The sequence below is a fragment of the Nocardioides bruguierae genome (genome assembly GCF_023554635.1).
GTDB lineage: Bacteria > Actinomycetota > Actinomycetes > Propionibacteriales > Nocardioidaceae > Nocardioides > Nocardioides bruguierae.
On the sequence record NZ_JAMJPH010000026.1, the window covers coordinates 23,193 to 39,174 of the forward strand.

Genomic DNA, 15,982 nt, shown 5'->3' on the forward strand with positions numbered 1-15,982 from the left:
GTAGACCGTCCTGCCGACCCTGCCGAAGCCCCTGTGCGGGGTCGTGCTCCTTCCGTGACCTCGGCGCGCGGTCTCCACCGGTGCGCCCGGCCGCCCCGTCCCGCTGCTCCGGCGGCGCTGGGAGTGACCCGTGCCGCAGCCGCGCGACGGCCCGCAGGACGGATGCCGAGGTCCACCACCTGCAGTGGCACAGTGCGGCGGTGAGCACCCGTCTCCGCGCCGCGCTGGCCGACACCCGCCCGCTGGCCGAGCCGCACTTCCGGCGGCTGTGGACGGCCAACATCGTCACCGTCGTGGGCGCCCAGCTGACGATCGTGGCGGTGCCCGCGCAGATCTACGCCGACACCGGCTCGTCCGCCTACGTGGGCCTGACCGGCGTGTTCGGGCTGGTGCCGCTGGTGGTCTTCGGCCTCTACGGCGGCGCCCTGGCCGACGTCTTCGACCGGCGCGCGATCCTGCGGGTCACCACGGTGGGGCTCATCGTCACCAGCGGACTGTTCGCCGCCCAGGCGTTCGCCGGCTCCACCAACGTGTGGCTGCTGCTGAGCCTGTTCGCGGTGCAGCAGGCGTTCTTCGCGGTCAACCAGCCCACGCGCAGCGCGATCCTCCCCCGGCTGCTGCCGGCCGAGCAGCTGCCCGCGGCGAACTCGCTCAACATGACGGTGATGCAGGCCGGCGCGATCGCGGGGCCGCTGGTCGCCGGCGTCCTCATCCCCTTCACCGGGTTCGCCTGGCTCTACGCCGTCGACACCGTCTTCCTCTTCGCCACCCTGTGGGCGGTGCTGCGGCTGCCGTCCCTGGCCGTGGAGGGCGGGGCCGCGCAGGCCCCCGGCATCCGGGCGGTGGTGGACGGGTTCGCCTACCTGCGCCACCAGCCGGTGCTGCTGATGTCCTTCGTGGTCGACCTGGTCGCGATGGTCTTCGGCATGCCGCGCGCGCTGTTCCCCGAGATCGCGCACGTCGACTTCGGCGGCCCGGACGAGGGCGGGATCGTCTTCGCGCTGCTGTTCGCGGCCATCCCCGCCGGCGCCGTGCTGGGCGGCGTGTTCAGCGGATGGGTGTCCCGGGTGGAGCGGCAGGGCCTCGCGGTGCTCGTCTGCATCGCCGTCTGGGGCGCCTCGATGATCGGCTTCGGCCTCGCGGTGTGGGCCGCCACCGGCGCCGGCTCGCACGTGGCGCTGCTGGTCGCCCTGCTGATGCTCGTGGTCGGCGGGGCCGCCGACATGGCCTCGGCCGCCTTCCGGACCTCGATGCTCCAGAGCGCGGCGGAGGACTCCGTCCGCGGCCGGCTCCAGGGCGTCTTCATCGTCGTGGTCGCGGGCGGGCCGCGCGTGGCCGACACCGCGCACGGCATCGCGGCCGCCTCCGTCGGGGCCGCGGCGGCCGCCGCCGGCGGTGGCGTGCTCGTGGTGGTCGGGATCGTCGTGGCCGCGCTGCTGGTGCCGTCCTTCGTGCGCTACCGGGTCACGCGCACGGGCTGAGCGGCCGCCCGGCCCCTCACGCGTCGAGCAGGCCGCGCAGGTAGCCGGCCTGGCCGGCGTGCTGGGCGTCGTCGTCCACGACGCTGACCAGCCGCACCCCGAGGGTCACCGGCGGGTCCCACCGGGTGTCGACGACGGCGTCCAGGTCGGCCGGCGAGAGCGTCGCCAGGAAGGCCGTGGTGGCCTCGGTGACGGCGGACAGGTAGGCCAGCAGGTCCGCGGCCGAGGCCCGGACGGCGGCCACCTGCTCGGCCGTGTGGCCGAACCCGGTGTCCGCGCGCTCGACGCCGGCCCCGAAGCCGGGCAGCAGCCGGTCGGCGAAGCCCTGGGCCTCCCACACCTGCGGCGTGCCCGCCACGTCCGCGACGTGGTCGTCCTGGACGCGGGTCAGGTGCCAGACCAGCCACGCGATCGAGTTCGCCCCCGGGGACGGCTGCCACGCGAGCTGGTCGTCGGTGAGGCCCTCGACCGCGGCGGTCACCGACTCCAGGGAGCGGGAGAAGGCGTCGGTCAGCAGGTCGCTCGGGGTCATGCCACCGACGCTAGCCCGCCCCGTTCACCCCCTCGGCTGCGCGCGGCGGGGGTCCCCTCGGGCGTGCCGGGACGGCCCGGCTGGCAGCATGGAGGGGTGATGGCAGCGACGCCCGAGCACCCGTCCGAGCAGCACCCCGACCAGCACCCCGAGCCCCTCGAGGGGCTGCACGAGCCCCTGCTCCGGGTGGCCGTGCGGCTGCTGGGCACGCGCACCGAGGCGGAGCCGGTGGTCACCGAGGTCGGCCGCCGCGCCGCCGACGCCGACCCGGCCGAGGTCTTCGACCTCGCCACCTGGGCACGCACCGAGGTCGCTCGGGCCTGCCTGCGGCTGCTGCTGGAGCGCTCGCCGGGGCGCCGCGCCGCCGACGCCTCGCTGGAGCCGGCCGCGCTGGTCGGCCCCGAGGACCTCGCGGACCTCTACCTCGACGTCCCCGACGACCCGGCGGCCGCCCGGCCCCACGCGCTCACCCTCACCGCGTCCGCCCGCGAGCTGCTCGCGCACCTGCGGCCGGCCGAGCGGGTCGCGTTCGTCCTCCACGACCTCTTCGGCGACCACTTCGAGGACGTGGCGGGCGTGCTGGGTCGCACGCCCATGGCGTGCCGCCAGCTGGCCGACCGCGCGCGCCGCCGGCTCGCCGAGCTGCGCCGGGCCGCCGACGCCGGCATCGAGCGGCTCGACCGGGACGCGGCCGACCGGGCCGAGGACCTCGCCCTGGACGCCGTGGTGACCGCCGCCCTGGCCGCCCCCGCGGGGCTGGAGCCGCTGCTCTCCCCGGCGGTCGTGCTGCGCGCCGACCCGGCCGCCGCCGACCCGGACGGACCGCTGACCGGGCTGCTCGACGCCGCCTACCTGAGCGGCCCCGCCGCCGTGGCCGCCGCCCTCGCCCCGCTGCTCGCCGACGCGGTGGCCGCGCGGCTGGACGGCTACCCCGCCGTCGTCCGCCGGGACGAGGGGGGCGTGCGCGCGGTCGTCGGCCTGGCCCTGGACGCCGCGGGGCGGGTGCGCGAGGTGGACGTGCTCGCCGACCCCGACGTCCTGGCCGTCACCGACCTCTCCTGACCCGCCTCCCACCCGGCTCCGCCCCACAGGGGTCCGCAGGACGGCGGGGTGAACCGACCCGGCGCGCCCGCTGGGAGCCTGGGCCGGTGCGCCTGCCCAACCCCCTCGACCCCGTCTCCCAGCTGCTCGACCTGCTGCCCCGCGTGGTCGGTCTCGTGCCGACCGTCGAGGGCCTGCTGGACCGGATCGAGTCCACCAGGCTGGCCGCCGAGGAGCTGATCGCCCGGATCGAGACGACCCGCCGCAGCGGCGAGGACCTGCTCGCCGGCGCCGCCGGTCAGGTCGCCCGCATCGAGGCGCTGGTCGACTCCCTGGAGCCGCGGCTGACCGAGCTCGGCCCCGTGCTGGACCGGTTGGTGCCCATCGCCCGCGAGCTGGCCGACACCACCTCTCCCGACGAGGTGGCCGCCCTGGTGAAGCTCGTCGACCAGCTGCCCGAGGTGGCCGACAAGATGGAGAGCGAGGTGCTGCCGGTGCTGAGCACGCTGGGCACCGTCGCGCCCGACGTGCACGACCTCCTCGGCGTCGCGCGCGAGCTCAACGAGGTGCTGGAGAAGGTGCCGGGCGTCAGCCGCGCCAAGAAGAAGATCGACGCCGAGCAGGCCGAGCGCGGCATCGCCTGACCTGCGGCGGGAGAAATCTGTGTAGCCGCTGTCGGAGGGCGTGCCTAGGGTGCCGAGCGTGGCCGGGGCGTCCGGTCGCGAATCCTTCCCCGCTCACCACGCGAGGTGCCCATGACCGCCATGATCTCCGCCCGCGGGCTCACCAAGCGCTTCAAGGACGTCGAGGCCCTCTCCGGCCTCGACCTGGACGTGCCCGAGGGCACCGTCCTCGCGCTCCTGGGCCCCAACGGGGCAGGCAAGACCACCTCGGTGCGCTGCCTGACCACCCTCCTGCGCCCGGACTCGGGCACCGCCACGGTCGCCGGCGCCGACGTGCTCGCCGACCCCGACCTCGTCCGCTCGCGGATCGGCCTCTCCGGCCAGTACGCCGCCGTCGACGAGCACCTGACCGGGTTCGAGAACCTCGTGATGGTCGGGCGGCTCTACGGCCTGGGGCGTCAGCGCTCGCGCGAGCGCGCCCAGGAGCTGCTCGAGCGGTTCGACCTCACGGACGCCGGCGGGCGACCGTCGAAGACCTACTCCGGCGGCATGCGTCGTCGCCTCGACCTGGCCGGGGCGCTCGTGGCCTCGCCGCCGGTGCTCGTCCTCGACGAGCCGACCACCGGGCTGGACCCGCGCTCGCGGCTGCAGATGTGGGACGTCATCCGCGACCTCGTGGCCGGGGGCGCCACGCTGCTGCTCACCACGCAGTACCTGGAGGAGGCCGACCGGCTCGCCGACGACATCGTCGTCATCGACCACGGCCGCGAGATCGCCCGCGGCACCGCCGACGAGCTCAAGGCCCGCACCGGTGGCGAACGGGTCGAGATCGTGCTCGCCGACGGGTCGCACGCCGAGGCCGTCCGGTCGGTGCTGGCCACCGTGGCGGTCGGCGAGGTCGGCGTCGAGGAGAACGGCCGCGAGCTGACGGCCGCCGTGGAGGGCGGCGTCCTCGCCCTCCAGCGGGTGCTCACCGGCGTCCAGGAGCTACCGGGCGTGGAGGTCCTCGACGTGGGGCTGCGCCGCCCCACGCTGGACGACGTCTTCCTCACCCTCACCGGCCACGCGGCCGAGACCGACACCAGCGACGAGACCGCGGAGGCCACCCGATGAGCACCACCGAGAAGGCGTCCCTCGCCCGCGCCGGCCGCGGCCCGCTGGGGGCGCTGGAGGACGGCTGGGTCGTGGCCCAGCGCAACCTGGTCAAGATCAAGCGGGTGCCCGAGGTGCTCGTCTTCGTGCTGATCAGCCCGATCATGTTCGTGCTGCTCTTCGCGTTCGTCTTCGGCGGCGCGATCGACCCCGGCGACGGCAGCAACTACCGCGAGTTCCTGATCGGCGGCATCTTCGCCCAGACCGTGGTCTTCGGCGCCACGTTCACCGGCGCCGGCCTGGCCGAGGACATGCAGAAGGGCATCATCGACCGTTTCCGGTCGCTGCCGATGTCGCCCTCGGCGGTGCTCGTCGGCCGCACCACCTCCGACGTCGTCTACAACGTGCTGAGCCTGATCATCATGGCGCTCACGGGGCTGCTCATCGGGTGGCGCGTGCGCGAGGGCGTGCTCGACATGCTGGCCGGCTTCGGGCTGCTCCTGCTGTTCGCCTACGCGGTGAGCTGGGTGATGGCCTACGTCGGCCTGCTGGTGCCCAGCGTCGAGGTGATCAACAACGCCAGCTTCATCGTGATCATGCCGCTGACGTTCGTCTCCAACGCGTTCGTGCCGCTGGAGTCCTTCAGCGGCGTGCTGCGCCAGTTCGTGCTCTGGAACCCCGTCTCCGCGCTGACGCAGGCCAGCCGCGAGCTGTTCGGCAACACCAGCCCGGCCTCGGCCCCGGACGCCTGGTCGATGCAGCACCCGGCGCTCTACACGCTGCTGTGGGTGGTGCTGATCCTCGTGGTCTTCGTGCCGCTCTCGGTCAACCGGTACCGCCGCGCGACGTCCCGCTGACCCGGCCACGACCTGCCCCTGCCCGGCCCCGGTGCCGCTCCGGCCGGGGCCGGGTCGGTGCCCCGGGCCTGTGGAGAAGGTCCCGCGCGCGGGGCCGCGCTGCGCGATGATGGAGGTCCACGCGGCGTGTGCCGCCGGAGCCGAGGAGGCAGGTCGTGACCACGGACCCGACAGCACCTCCGACCGGACGGTCGGGGAGAGCCTCGACCGGCGGCGGCCACCGACGACTCTCCGACCCGTCCCGGTGCCCGGACTGCGGCGCTCGGCTCGGCCCCGCGCCCCGGCAGTGCCCCGTCTGCGCGCTGCCGCTGGACACCACTGACGCCACGACACTGCTCGACGCGCTCGGGCGGGCCGACGCGGCCCTCGACCGGATGCGGGCCGAGCGCGACCGCCGCGCCGAGGCTGCGGCCGCAGCGGCCGCCGCAGCAGCGTCCCCTGCTGCTCCGACGGACCCCGCGGCCTGGTCCCCGCCACTGCCCCGGCCGACCCCGGTCGCCGCCACGGACGTGGCGACCCCTCCCCCGTCTGCGGCCCCTGCGGCCCCTGCGGCCGCTCCACCCCGGACCGGGCTCACCGGGGCCACCGTCCCGCGGCTGCTGTTCACCCTGGCCGTGGTGAGCCTGCTGCTGGGCGCCGCGATCTTCATGGCGGTCACCTGGACGCGCCTCGGGGTGGGCGCCCAGACGGCGCTGCTCCTGCTCGTCACCGCGCTCGCCGCCACGGGCGCGCACCTGGCGGTGCGGGCGCGGCTGCGGGGTGCGGCGGAGTCGGCCGCGCTCGTGGCGGCCGGCCTCGCCGGGCTGGACGCGTTCGGGGCCCGGGCGGCCGGGTGGCTGGGTGCGGACCCGGACCCGGGGCTCGTGACTGCCCTGGTCGGGGCGGCGCTCGCCGTCGTCCCGGCGCTCCTGCTCCTGCTCCAGCGCAGGGCCGGGTCCGTGGAGCGGCCACGGCCGCCCCTGCCGCCGCTGGTCACCTCGCAGGTGATGCTGGGGCTCGGCACCGTGCTGGCGGCGTTCGGGCTCGCGATCGCGGCCGGAGGCGCCCGCAGCCGCGCCGGCGCCGACGACACCGCCGTCCTCACTGCCGCCCTCTGGGTGCTCGCGCTGGCCGTGCCGGCCCTGACACTGCTGGGCCGGGAGGCGCTGCGGGCGAGACTCGTGGTGACGGCCGTCGTGCTCGTCGTCGGGGCGGCGCCGGCCTCGGCCGCGCTGCTGACCGAGGCCCTCGTGGCCCTCGTGGACGACGGCGACTGGTACCCCGGCATCGTCGCCCGCCTGCTCCTCGCCGGGCTCGGCTGGGCGCTCCTGGTGCCCCTCGCGTCGAGCCGGTCCACCAGCGCTGGCACCGGGCAGCTGCGCGAGTGGGGTCGCGCGGCGTCCGCCCTCGTGGCACTGGCACTCGGGGTGCTGGCCCTCGCCGGGCCCGCCCTCACCGCGCGGCCCGAGGCCACCGTGCTCGTGGCCACCGTGGTCGCGGTGGTGCTGGCGGTGCTCGCCTCACTGGCTCCCTCACCGGCCCGCGACCCGTGGCGCCGTGCCGGCCGCGGGCTCGGCCTGGGTGTCGGCGGCGGTGCCGCCCTGGTGCTGGTGGGCCTGGTGGCGCTGCCGGCCGTCTGGTTCACGGCGCTGCCGACCCCCTGGGAGTCCTCGGCACTGGTCAGCCTCGACCCCGCCACCGACGGCCGGGGCGCGGACCTGGCCGACCTGGCCTGGCTGGTCGCGGCGTTGCTCCTCGTCCCGCTCGTGCTCGTGCCCGTGCTCGTCCGGCTCGCCCTGCCCCGCCGACCCGAGCGCGCCGCACCCCGCACCCTGCGCGCCACCGGCTGGGTCCTCGCCGCCACCGGCACCGCGTGGCTGCTGCTGATCGGCACCGACCTGGTCGTCGTGGTGGTGGCCTGGGCGCTGCTGGGCACGGTGCTGGCCGTCCGTCTCCCGGCGGGCCCCGCACGGGTGCTGCCGGCCACCGGCGCGGCGCTGGTCTGCGCCCTCGTCGGCGTCGGTCTGGGCTCGCCCTCGGCCGGGGCGAGCCTCGTGGCCCTGGTCGCCCTGGCGCTGGTCACCCTGCTCCTCCTGCCCGGGGACGCCCTGGCCGCCGCCCTCGGCGTCACGCGCGCCGGGCTGCGAGGCACGCTGCTCGCGGCGCTGCTGCTCGAGGCGGTGGTGGGCACGCAGGCCCTGGCGCGGGTGGTCGCACCGCTGTCCGAGCGCACTGCTGTGGAGGGTCGGGCCGGCGACGCGCTGCTCGTCGCCCTGGGCGTCCTGGGCGCCGGGCTCGTCGTGGTCGGCGTGGCCGCGGTGCTGCGCGACCTGCCGGTGCCCCTGGTCGTCGGCGCGGCTGCCGTCCCGGCGCTGACCGGGGCCGCCCTCGGCACCGCCCTCGACGGCCGGGCCGACCCGATGGTCGGTGCCCTCCTGGCGGCCGCCGCGGCCGCGGTCGTCGGCGGCGCCGGCACCGCGCTGGACGCGTCCGCGCCACCGCCGGTCGGGCAGCGCGGGGCGGCGAGCGTGGTCGTCCTCCTCGCGTCGCTGGTCACGCTGGCGAACCTGCTCGTCGGGCTCGTGGACCTGCTCGGCCAGGAGTGGCTGACCCGGCCGGCCACCGAGGAGGTCGGGGGGTTCGCCACGGCGGCGGCGCAGGCCACGGCACCGGTCCCCCTCGTCGCGGCCGCCCTCGCCCTCCTCCCGTGGTTCCCCCTCCTGCGCGCGTCGGGGCCGCTCGGTGAGCGGGCCCGCACCGGGACGCGCCGCGCGCTCGCCTGGGCCGCGCTGGTGCTCGGCGCCGGCGCGCTCCTCGGTGGCGGCGTGCCGCGGTGGCTGCCCGTCCTGCTCCTGGCGGTGCTCGCCGCCGGTCTCCTGCTCGCGCTGCCCCTGAGACGGGTCACGCCGCTCACCGGGGCGACGGCCGCCGGAGTCGTCGTGCTGGCGGCCCTCGGGTCGCTGCCGTCCCACGGCCTGGCCGCCGTGACCCTGGTGCTCCTGGCCGCCGCGGCGCTCGCCGCGCACCTCCTCGCGACCCGCAGCGAGCCGGGCGAGCCCCGACTCCTCGCGGACGTCCTCGCTGCCGGCGCCTGGGCCGCGGCCGCGACCGCCGTGCCGGTGCTCGTGACGCTGCCCGGCGGCCCCGGTCTCCGGGTGAGCGGACCGGTGCTGCTGCTCGGGGCCGCACTCCTGGTGGTGGTGGCCGCGGTGCGGCGCCGTGAGCCCGCTCCCTTCCTCGAGGTCGTCGTCGCCGCGTCCGTCCCGGTCGGGGCCCTCATGACCGTGAGCGTGGCCGCCGAGCCGCGTGCCGCGCTCGCCCTCCAGCTGGTCGCGGGCGGTGCGGTGGTGGCCGGTCACGCCGCCGCACAGCCGACCCGCCGCTGGGCCGGCTGGGTGGCCTCGGCGCTGGTCACGGTGGGCACCTGGCTGCTCCTGCACCGCTCGGGCGTGCGGACACCGGAGGCGTACACGCTGCCGCTGGCCGCCGGGCTGCTCCTGCACGGCGCCTGGCTCCTGCTCCGCGACCCGGCGGTCTCGGCCCGCCGGGCCCTCACCGCCGGGCTGTGGCTGGCCCTGCTGCCCAGCCTGTGGCTCAGCCTCCGGGAGCCGCTCAGCACCCGCCCCCTGCTGCTGGGCCTGGCCTGCCTGGCGCTGGTGCTCGTCGGGGTCCGACTGCGGCTGTCCCAACCCGTGCTGGCCGGGGCGGTGGTGGGCCTCGTCCTGCTCGGGCGCGAGGCGACGCCCTGGCTCACCGCCGGGCCCCGGTGGGTGCCGTTCGTGCTCGCCGGCCTGGTGCTCGGGGCCGTGGCGCTGACCTGGGAGGCGCGGCTGGCCGACGTGCGCCGCGCGGCCGCCTACGTGGGCAGGCTGCGCTGACGCCGCGCCGGGGCCACGAGGGGCACCACCCGGCTCAGAGGGCCCGTCAGAGGGCCCAGAGGTCGGGGTGCTCCGCGACCCAGGCCTCGGCGTCGCGCTTGCCCAGGGCCGCGGCGGCGTCGAAGAAGTCGGTGTCGAAGAGCAGGTAGGAGAGCAGCTCCCCCTGGAGCGGGGAGTCGCTGCCGAGCAGCCGGTGCACCATCTGAAGGTCGGGGTCGGCGGCGGTCCCGCGCAGGGAGCCGTGGTTGGCGCGGTAGACCTCCATCGCCACGTCGGCCAGCTCGTCGCCCCGCTCGGGCGCGAGGGCGACGTGCGGCAGCGGGCGCAGCGGCGCCAGCCCCTGACGCTCCCGGTAGCCGGCGAGCGCGGTCGCGACCTCCTCGTCCGCCAGCATCGCGTTCGTCTCGCGCACGCGGCGGACGTCCTGGCGCAGCGGGTCGTCCATGACGGCGCCGAGCAGCGTCGCCCCGCCGTCGCCGAGGTCCACGGGGCGCTGGTCGGCGTCGGTGTCGGCCGCCGGCGGGCGCATGCTCCCGGTGCCCACGGCCACCACGGCGTCCGCCCCGAGCTCCAGGACCGGGACGAGCGGGTTGCGGCGGCGGGTGGCGCCGTCGACGTACCAGCCCTCGGCCTCGGCCGGCTCGCGCACCCGCACCGAGGGGAACAGGACGGGGATCGCGGACGAGGCGAGCAGGTGCTCGACGCCCAGCCGGGCCGGCACGTACGCCCGGTTGTGCGCCTCGTCCAGGGCGGGGAGCGCCTCCGGGCCGCCGACCGCGGCGGGCGCGGTCTGGGCGAAGAGGGTGACCCGTCCGGTGCGGACGGCCGTGGCCGTGACCGCGAGCGCCGAGACGAGCCCGCTCTCGACGTTCTCGTGGACCCGATCCCAGTCGATGGAGCGGCCGAGGGTGCGGGCCAGCGGCTGGGTGCCCAGGAAGCCGCGCAGCCGGAAGCCGCTGAGCCCCACGGTCTCGGAGGCGTAGCGCAGCAGGACCTCGGGGGCCTGGCGCCAGATCGGTCGCATCACGTTCTTCTTCACCGCGCCCTCCAGCACGGCGCGCAGGCCGCGGGCCTGCTCGTCGGCCGGCAGGTGGGCGACGCCGGCGAGCGCTGCACTGAGCAGGGCACCCGCGCTGGTGCCGATGAGCACGGTGGGCCTCAGGTCGCGCCGCTCGAGCTCGGGGAGCAGCACCTCGAGGGCCCCGACCTGGTAGGCCGAGCGCGCTCCGCCGGCGTCGAGGACGAGGGCGACCGTGCGCTGCGCGGGGTCGGTCGCGGGCTTCGTGGGCACGCCCCGACGCTAGGGCGCGGCGGCCGCGGGCGGCCTCACCCGAGGGCAGGGGCCGGACGGCCCGGGCGGGCCCGGGCAGAGGTCCCGGTCCAGGGGGGACGCCTCCCCTGACAGCCGGGACCGGGTCGTCCTAGCGTCGAAGCACGACCACTACCACCAGGACCAGAGCCCACGGAGGCCATCATGAGCAGCGTCTCGATCGACAACCCCGTCGCCCCGCTCAGCGAGGAGGAGTGCTGGGCGCGACTGCGGTCCCAGGAGATCGGCCGGCTCGGCTACCGGCTCGTCGACGAGATCCACGTCGTGCCGGTCAACTACGTGGTCGTCGACTCACGGCCGGCGATCCGCACGGACGCCGGCAACAAGCTGCTCTCCGCCGCCCTGGAGTACGAGGTCGCGCTGGAGATCGACGGCTGGGGCGAGGAGCTGGGCTGGTCCGTCCTCCTGCGCGGCCGGGCGCACATCGTCGGCGAGGCGCGTGCCGAGCAGTACGCCGAGCTGGAGCAGGTGCCCTGGGTGCCCTCCCCCAAGTGGGACGTCATCGAGATCGAGCCCGCGGTCGTCACCGGCCGTGAGGTCTTCCTCACCAAGGGCCGGGTCCCGAGCGCCTGAGCACCCGTCACCTGCGCGAACGGGTGTCCTCCGGTCCCACGGTCCCGGGACCATCGGCCCCGGCGCAGGGGCCTGGTGCGTCGATAACGTCTGCGTCACCACCCTTCCCCACTGACGCCGACGGGCTCCGCCCACCGGCCGACGCCTCTCCCCCTGGAGGCCCGCCATGCGCTCCACCCACGCCTGCCACCAGCTCGACGACGCCCAGTGCTGGGCCGTGCTGCTCGAGCACGACCACGGGCTGACGACGCTGCCCGGCACCACCGGCACCGGCACGGCGGTCGTCCCGGTCGGGTACGTCCCGCTCGCGCCCGGCGTGCTCGCCGTGCGCTGCCCGGACCCCGACCTGGCCGACGGCGCCCGTCTCGGTGCCCGCGTCACCCTCGAGCTCAGCGGCGCCGGCCGCTCCTCGTCGTGGACGGTGCTGGTCAGCGGGGTGCTGCGCGAGCTGCAGCCCGAGGAGACCGGTCGCTGGAGCGACGACGTGCCCAGCCGCGGCCCGGTCGTGACCCTGCACGTGGACGCGGTGGGCGGCTGCGAGGCGCTGCTCGCCCAGCGGGGCCACGAGGTCCTGCGGCCCGCCTCCTGACCCCGCCCCGGACGCCCGTCCTGGCCCGCCCCGGGGTCGTCGGGGCCCGACCGGTCCGGACCGGTGCCCGCACCCGGCTGGACCACCGCCAGGACGCCCCGGACAGCGTGCGACGCGGCACGCACACGATTACGTCGTCCTTTACCTGCGCGAATGACCAAGGTCCTGGGACCTGGGTCACGTGCGGAGGGCCGAAGGTCCCGACGGATCCCCCTCGATTGGTGTGAAGAGCCTGTTCAGATACCTAGGCTGGTGTCTCAGCAGCATCCGTCGCACCGGTTCCCCCCCACCCGCGAGCACGGCCCAGGCACGACTCGACCTCGGAACCGTCGACGGCACCCCCCACCCACCCTCGCTTCCCCGGAGGGCCCGTGACCACGTGCCACACCTTCACCACCGCGCAGTGCTGGACGACGCTGCGTGAGCACTCCTACGCCCGCCTCAGCCTCGGCGCGTCCGGCTCCTGCGTGGTCGGCTTCGCCGTCGTCGACGCCGGCCTGGTCGCCGTCCGCTCGTGCGAGGCCCGACTGAGACAGGCCGCCGAGCGGGGCGAGCCCGCCAGGCTCGAGGTCAGCTGGTCGGGGCCCGTCTCCGGCTGGCTCGTCGTCGCCGAGGGCCGGCTGAGGCCGGCCGGTGAGACCGAGCGAGGGCGCTGGGGCGACGTGCCGGCCAGCGGTGCACCGGTCGCCCTCCAGGTCTCCCGGGTGCGCGGCGTCGACTCGCTCGCGCTGGGCTCCCGGGACGAGGACCGGGCGCCCGGGGTGGACCGGACGGAACGGAGGCAGGACGCGCCGGGCGACGACACGCCCCCGGCGCTCGCCCGACTGCTGCCCGCCCCCGTCCGCCTGCGCCGCGTGGGCTGAGCGCAGGCGCGAGCTGAGCGGCTGGGCCGCCTGGCGCGAGGCTCAGCTGCCCCCGGCGTCCCCGCCGTAGACCGGCGTCGAGCCCTGCGAGGGGTGCGCCGGCGCGTCGGCGACGTCGTGGATGGGCTGCTCGGGCAGCTTCTTGAGCTTGGTGCGGCGCTTGCGACGCGTCGGGATCATCGACCGCATCTCCTCGAGCTTGCCGAAGCAGAGCAGCCGGTCGCCGGCCTCCAGCACGTGACCCGCGTGCGGGTTCGGGATCACCTGGGTGCCCTGGTGCAGCGTGAGCGCGGTGATGTCGCGCTCGCGCAGGCCGGAGTCGCCGAGGCTCTTGCCCACGAGGTCGGACGCCTCGCCGACCTGGATCTCCGCGACGCCGTAGCCGGTGGAGACCGTGAGGCGCTGGCGCACGTCGATCTCGGGGAAGGCGACCTGGTTGTCGATGTAGTCGATGATCGCGCCGGCCACGTCGAGGTTGGTGGCGCGCTCGATGCCCTCCAGGCCCGGGGAGGAGTTGACCTCCATCACCAGCGGGCCGTCGTTGCCCTCGAGCATGTCGACACCGGCGACGCGCAGGCCCATGATCTGGGCCGCGCGCACGGCCACCTTCTCGAACTCGGGGTCCAGCGTCACGGCCTCCACCGAGCCGCCGCGGTGGACGTTGGAGCGGAACTCGTCGCCCTGGGCCACGCGCCGCATCGCGGCCACGACACGGTCGCCGACGACGAGGGCGCGGATGTCGCGACCCTTGGACTCCTTCACGAACCGCTGGATCAGCACGTTCTGGCGGGTCGACTGGAGCGTCTCGATGATCGCCTCGGCGACCTTCAGCTCCGGCGCCAGGATGACGCCGATGCCCTGGGTGCCCTCGAGCAGCTTGATCACGACCGGGGCGCCGCCGACCCGCTCGATCGCGGGGATCACGTCGGCGCGGTCGCGCACGAACGTGGTGGCCGGCATGCCGATCTGGTGCCGGGAGAGGATCTGGGTCGCACGCAGCTTGTCGCGGCTGTTCGCGATGCCCCACGACGTGTTGGGCGTGTAGACGTCCATCTGCTCGAACTGCCGCACGACCGCGGTGCCGAAGTAGGTCACCGAGTTGCCGATGCGCGGCAGGATCGCGTCGTAGGTGGAGAGCGGCTTGCCGCGGAACTGGAGGTCGGGCTCGTCGCCGGCCAGGTCGATGCCGAAGCGCAGCGTGTTGAGCACCTTGACCGTGTGCCCCCGGTCCGCGGCGGCGGTGCGCAGGCGCTGCGTGCTGTACGAGCGCGGGGCACGGGACAGGATGGCGAGCTTCAAAGGGATCCCCCGATGGATGGCCTGGGTCGGCTGGGTGGTCAAGTGGCAGGGTGGGTGTCGTTCAGCGGGCGTCCCGGGCGCCCGTCGCGAGCCGGAGAGGAACACCAGGGTGACCGAAGCCGTGCACACGGACGAGAGCGACCTCGAGGACGAGGGCGGACCTGCCGAGACCCCACCTTCCTACACGGTGGCGGGATGGCGCGAGTGGGTCGCCCTTCCGGGCTGCGAGGTCGCGTGGGTCAAGGCCAAGCTCGACACGGGTGCACGCTCGTCCGCGATCCACGCCTTCGACCTGGAGGAGATCGAGAAGGACGGGGCGCGCTGGGTGCGCTTCACCATCCACCCCTGGCAGGCCTCCGACGAGGACGCCGTGGTCGTCGAGCGGCCGGTGCTGGACGTGCGCGAGGTCCGCTCCTCCTCCGGCCACGCCGACGAGCGGTTCGTCGTCCCCATGGACGTCACCCTCATGGGCCGGACCGTCACCACCGAGATGACCCTGTCGCGCCGCGACGAGATGGGCTTCCGCATGCTGATCGGCCGCGAGGGCCTGCGCCAGGGCTACGTCGTCGACCCCGCGCAGTCCTACCTGGGCGGCAAGCCGCCGCTGGCCACACGTCGACGCAACCGCGGCCGCTGACGACCGGTCGTCGAGGTGCGAGGAGCCCCGGCGACGAGCCACGAGACGCCCGCACCCGGGCACCCACCTCGACCAGCGCAGGACCGGTCGTCGAGGTGCGAGGAGCCCCGGCGACGAGCCACGAGACGCCCGCACCCGGCCACCCACCTCGCCCTCATCAGTCACGATGAAAGACTGACCGGGTGCGTCCTTCCTTCGAGATCGGCCCGGTGCGGGTGCGTGCCGGCCGCACGCAGTCCGTCTCGCTGCCCATCACCCGCCTCGTCACGGGCGCGGACGTCGACCTGCCGGTGCGCGTGGTCCACGGCCGCGAGGACGGCCCGACCGTCTGGATCGACGCCGCCATCCACGGCGACGAGGCCGTCGGCGTCGAGGTGGTGCGCCAGGTGCTGGCCGGTCTCGACGCGAAGACGATGCGCGGCACGCTCATCGCGGTGCCGATCGTCAACGTCCTCGGCTTCTCCAACGGCGACCGCTACCTGCCCGACCGCCGCGACCTGAACCGCTCCTTCCCCGGGGCGGCGCGCGGCTCGCTGGCCTCCCAGATCGCGCACCTGATGATGACCGAGGTCGTGGCCAAGTGCGAGGTCGGCATCGACCTGCACACCGGCTCGGACCGGCGCACCAACCTGCCGCAGATCCGCGCCGACCTCGAGGACCCCCGGACCCGCGAGCTGGCCAGCGCGTTCGCCGCGCCGGTGATGATGCACGCCCGCCTGCGCGACGGCTCGCTGCGCTTCGCCGCCCGCGAGCGCGGGGCCACCGTGCTGCTCTACGAGGCGGGCGAGGCCTGGCGCATGGACCCCTGGGCCGTGGACGCCGGCGTGCTCGGCGTCCGGCGGGTGCTGGCCGCCCTGGGGATGACCGACCCGGTCGAGGAGGAGCCGCCCGCCGCGTCCGCCGTGTCCTGGCGCTCGGGCTGGGTGCGCGCCCGCGGCACGGGGATGCTGCACCTGGAGGCCCAGCTCGGTGACCGGGTCACCAAGGGCGACCGCCTGGGCGGGCTCTTCGACTCCTTCGGCAAGCGCGTGCGACTGGTGCGCGCCGACCGCGACGGCATCGTCATCGGGCGCACGGAGGCGCCGCTGGTCAACAGCGGCGACGCCGTCATCCACCTGGCGGAGGTGGAGGAGCCGGCCACGCCGGAGGGCGAGCACGGGGTGCCGCACGCCTCCGACTGCTGAGACCTGCTGAGGCCTGCTCGACAC

14 protein-coding genes are annotated in these 15,982 nt (G+C 75.7%); 11 read left to right on the forward strand and 3 right to left on the reverse strand.

Going from position 1 to position 15,982, the window contains the following annotated elements; genetic code table 11:
- The first annotated feature begins 200 nt into the window (after positions 1–200).
- A complete protein-coding gene (locus M8316_RS14760; protein WP_250055773.1) occupies positions 201–1,481 on the forward strand; it encodes an MFS transporter in 1,281 nt (426 codons plus the stop codon).
- Positions 1,482–1,497: 16 nt separating this feature from the next.
- On the opposite strand, the gene M8316_RS14765 is transcribed toward M8316_RS14760, so the two are convergent.
- Positions 1,498–2,013, reverse strand: a complete 516-nt coding sequence (locus M8316_RS14765; RefSeq protein WP_250055775.1) for a mycothiol transferase — start codon at positions 2,011–2,013, stop codon at positions 1,498–1,500.
- Positions 2,014–2,112: 99 nt separating this feature from the next.
- Here M8316_RS14765 and M8316_RS14770 point away from each other — a divergent pair, with 99 nt between their 5' ends.
- The 5 genes from M8316_RS14770 to M8316_RS14790 all read left to right on the forward strand — a co-directional run bounded on the left by M8316_RS14770 (position 2,113) and on the right by M8316_RS14790 (position 9,483).
- On the forward strand, positions 2,113–3,075 hold the full coding sequence (locus tag M8316_RS14770; RefSeq protein ID WP_250055777.1) for a sigma factor-like helix-turn-helix DNA-binding protein: 963 nt from the start codon (positions 2,113–2,115) through the stop codon (positions 3,073–3,075).
- A gap of 86 nt (positions 3,076–3,161) precedes the next feature.
- The gene (locus M8316_RS14775) at positions 3,162–3,698 is read left to right on the forward strand and encodes a hypothetical protein (RefSeq protein WP_250055779.1); all 537 of its coding nucleotides are present in this window, start codon (positions 3,162–3,164) and stop codon (positions 3,696–3,698) included.
- 111 nt (positions 3,699–3,809) lie between these two features.
- Positions 3,810–4,790 (forward strand): ATP-binding cassette domain-containing protein, encoded by a 981-nt coding sequence (locus tag M8316_RS14780; protein ID WP_250055781.1) that lies wholly within the window; start codon positions 3,810–3,812, stop codon positions 4,788–4,790.
- On the forward strand, positions 4,787–5,626 hold the full coding sequence (locus M8316_RS14785; protein WP_250055782.1) for an ABC transporter permease: 840 nt from the start codon (positions 4,787–4,789) through the stop codon (positions 5,624–5,626). The genes M8316_RS14780 and M8316_RS14785 overlap by 4 nt, the downstream gene beginning before the upstream one ends.
- Before the next feature lie 617 nt (positions 5,627–6,243).
- Positions 6,244–9,483, forward strand: a complete 3,240-nt coding sequence (locus tag M8316_RS14790; protein WP_250055784.1) for an SCO7613 C-terminal domain-containing membrane protein — start codon at positions 6,244–6,246, stop codon at positions 9,481–9,483.
- A gap of 46 nt (positions 9,484–9,529) precedes the next feature.
- Here the strand turns inward: M8316_RS14790 and M8316_RS14795 are convergent, their stop codons facing one another.
- Positions 9,530–10,774 carry a patatin-like phospholipase family protein gene (locus tag M8316_RS14795; protein WP_250055786.1) on the reverse strand — a complete coding sequence of 415 codons (1,245 nt, stop codon included), beginning with the start codon at positions 10,772–10,774 and terminating at the stop codon, positions 9,530–9,532.
- Between the two features lie 183 nt (positions 10,775–10,957).
- On the opposite strand from M8316_RS14795, the gene M8316_RS14800 reads away from it, so the two are divergent.
- From M8316_RS14800 to M8316_RS14810, 3 genes are all read left to right on the forward strand, one after another.
- Positions 10,958–11,386: a pyridoxamine 5'-phosphate oxidase family protein gene (locus tag M8316_RS14800; protein WP_250055788.1), complete on the forward strand. Its 429-nt coding sequence runs from the start codon at positions 10,958–10,960 to the stop codon at positions 11,384–11,386.
- A 166-nt stretch (positions 11,387–11,552) separates the two neighbouring features.
- Positions 11,553–11,975, forward strand: coding sequence for a hypothetical protein (locus M8316_RS14805; RefSeq protein ID WP_250055789.1), 423 nt, complete (start codon positions 11,553–11,555; stop codon positions 11,973–11,975).
- A 371-nt stretch (positions 11,976–12,346) separates the two neighbouring features.
- The gene (locus M8316_RS14810; protein WP_250055791.1) at positions 12,347–12,838 is read left to right on the forward strand and encodes a hypothetical protein; all 492 of its coding nucleotides are present in this window, start codon (positions 12,347–12,349) and stop codon (positions 12,836–12,838) included.
- 42 nt (positions 12,839–12,880) lie between these two features.
- Here the strand turns inward: M8316_RS14810 and M8316_RS14815 are convergent, their stop codons facing one another.
- The gene (locus M8316_RS14815; protein WP_250055793.1) at positions 12,881–14,137 is read right to left on the reverse strand and encodes a RimK family alpha-L-glutamate ligase; all 1,257 of its coding nucleotides are present in this window, start codon (positions 14,135–14,137) and stop codon (positions 12,881–12,883) included.
- 109 nt (positions 14,138–14,246) lie between these two features.
- Between M8316_RS14815 and M8316_RS14820 the strand changes: the two genes are divergently transcribed.
- Together M8316_RS14820 and M8316_RS14825 are read left to right on the forward strand one after the other, a co-directional pair.
- On the forward strand, positions 14,247–14,774 hold the full coding sequence (locus M8316_RS14820; protein WP_250055795.1) for an ATP-dependent zinc protease family protein: 528 nt from the start codon (positions 14,247–14,249) through the stop codon (positions 14,772–14,774).
- Between the two features lie 182 nt (positions 14,775–14,956).
- Positions 14,957–15,958 carry a succinylglutamate desuccinylase/aspartoacylase family protein gene (locus M8316_RS14825; protein WP_250055797.1) on the forward strand — a complete coding sequence of 334 codons (1,002 nt, stop codon included), beginning with the start codon at positions 14,957–14,959 and terminating at the stop codon, positions 15,956–15,958.
- Positions 15,959–15,982: the final 24 nt, after the last annotated feature.

Bases quoted from the DNA above. Each gene is read 5' to 3' on its own strand.
- M8316_RS14765 (WP_250055775.1), bottom strand. From the start codon at position 2,013: ATGACCCCGAGCGACCTGCTGACCGACGCCTTCTCCCGCTCCCTGGAG.
- M8316_RS14770 (WP_250055777.1), top strand. From the start codon at position 2,113: ATGGCAGCGACGCCCGAGCACCCGTCCGAGCAGCACCCCGACCAGCAC.
- M8316_RS14780 (WP_250055781.1), top strand. From the start codon at position 3,810: ATGACCGCCATGATCTCCGCCCGCGGGCTCACCAAGCGCTTCAAGGAC.
- M8316_RS14785 (WP_250055782.1), top strand. From the start codon at position 4,787: ATGAGCACCACCGAGAAGGCGTCCCTCGCCCGCGCCGGCCGCGGCCCG.
- M8316_RS14800 (WP_250055788.1), top strand. From the start codon at position 10,958: ATGAGCAGCGTCTCGATCGACAACCCCGTCGCCCCGCTCAGCGAGGAG.
- M8316_RS14805 (WP_250055789.1), top strand. From the start codon at position 11,553: ATGCGCTCCACCCACGCCTGCCACCAGCTCGACGACGCCCAGTGCTGG.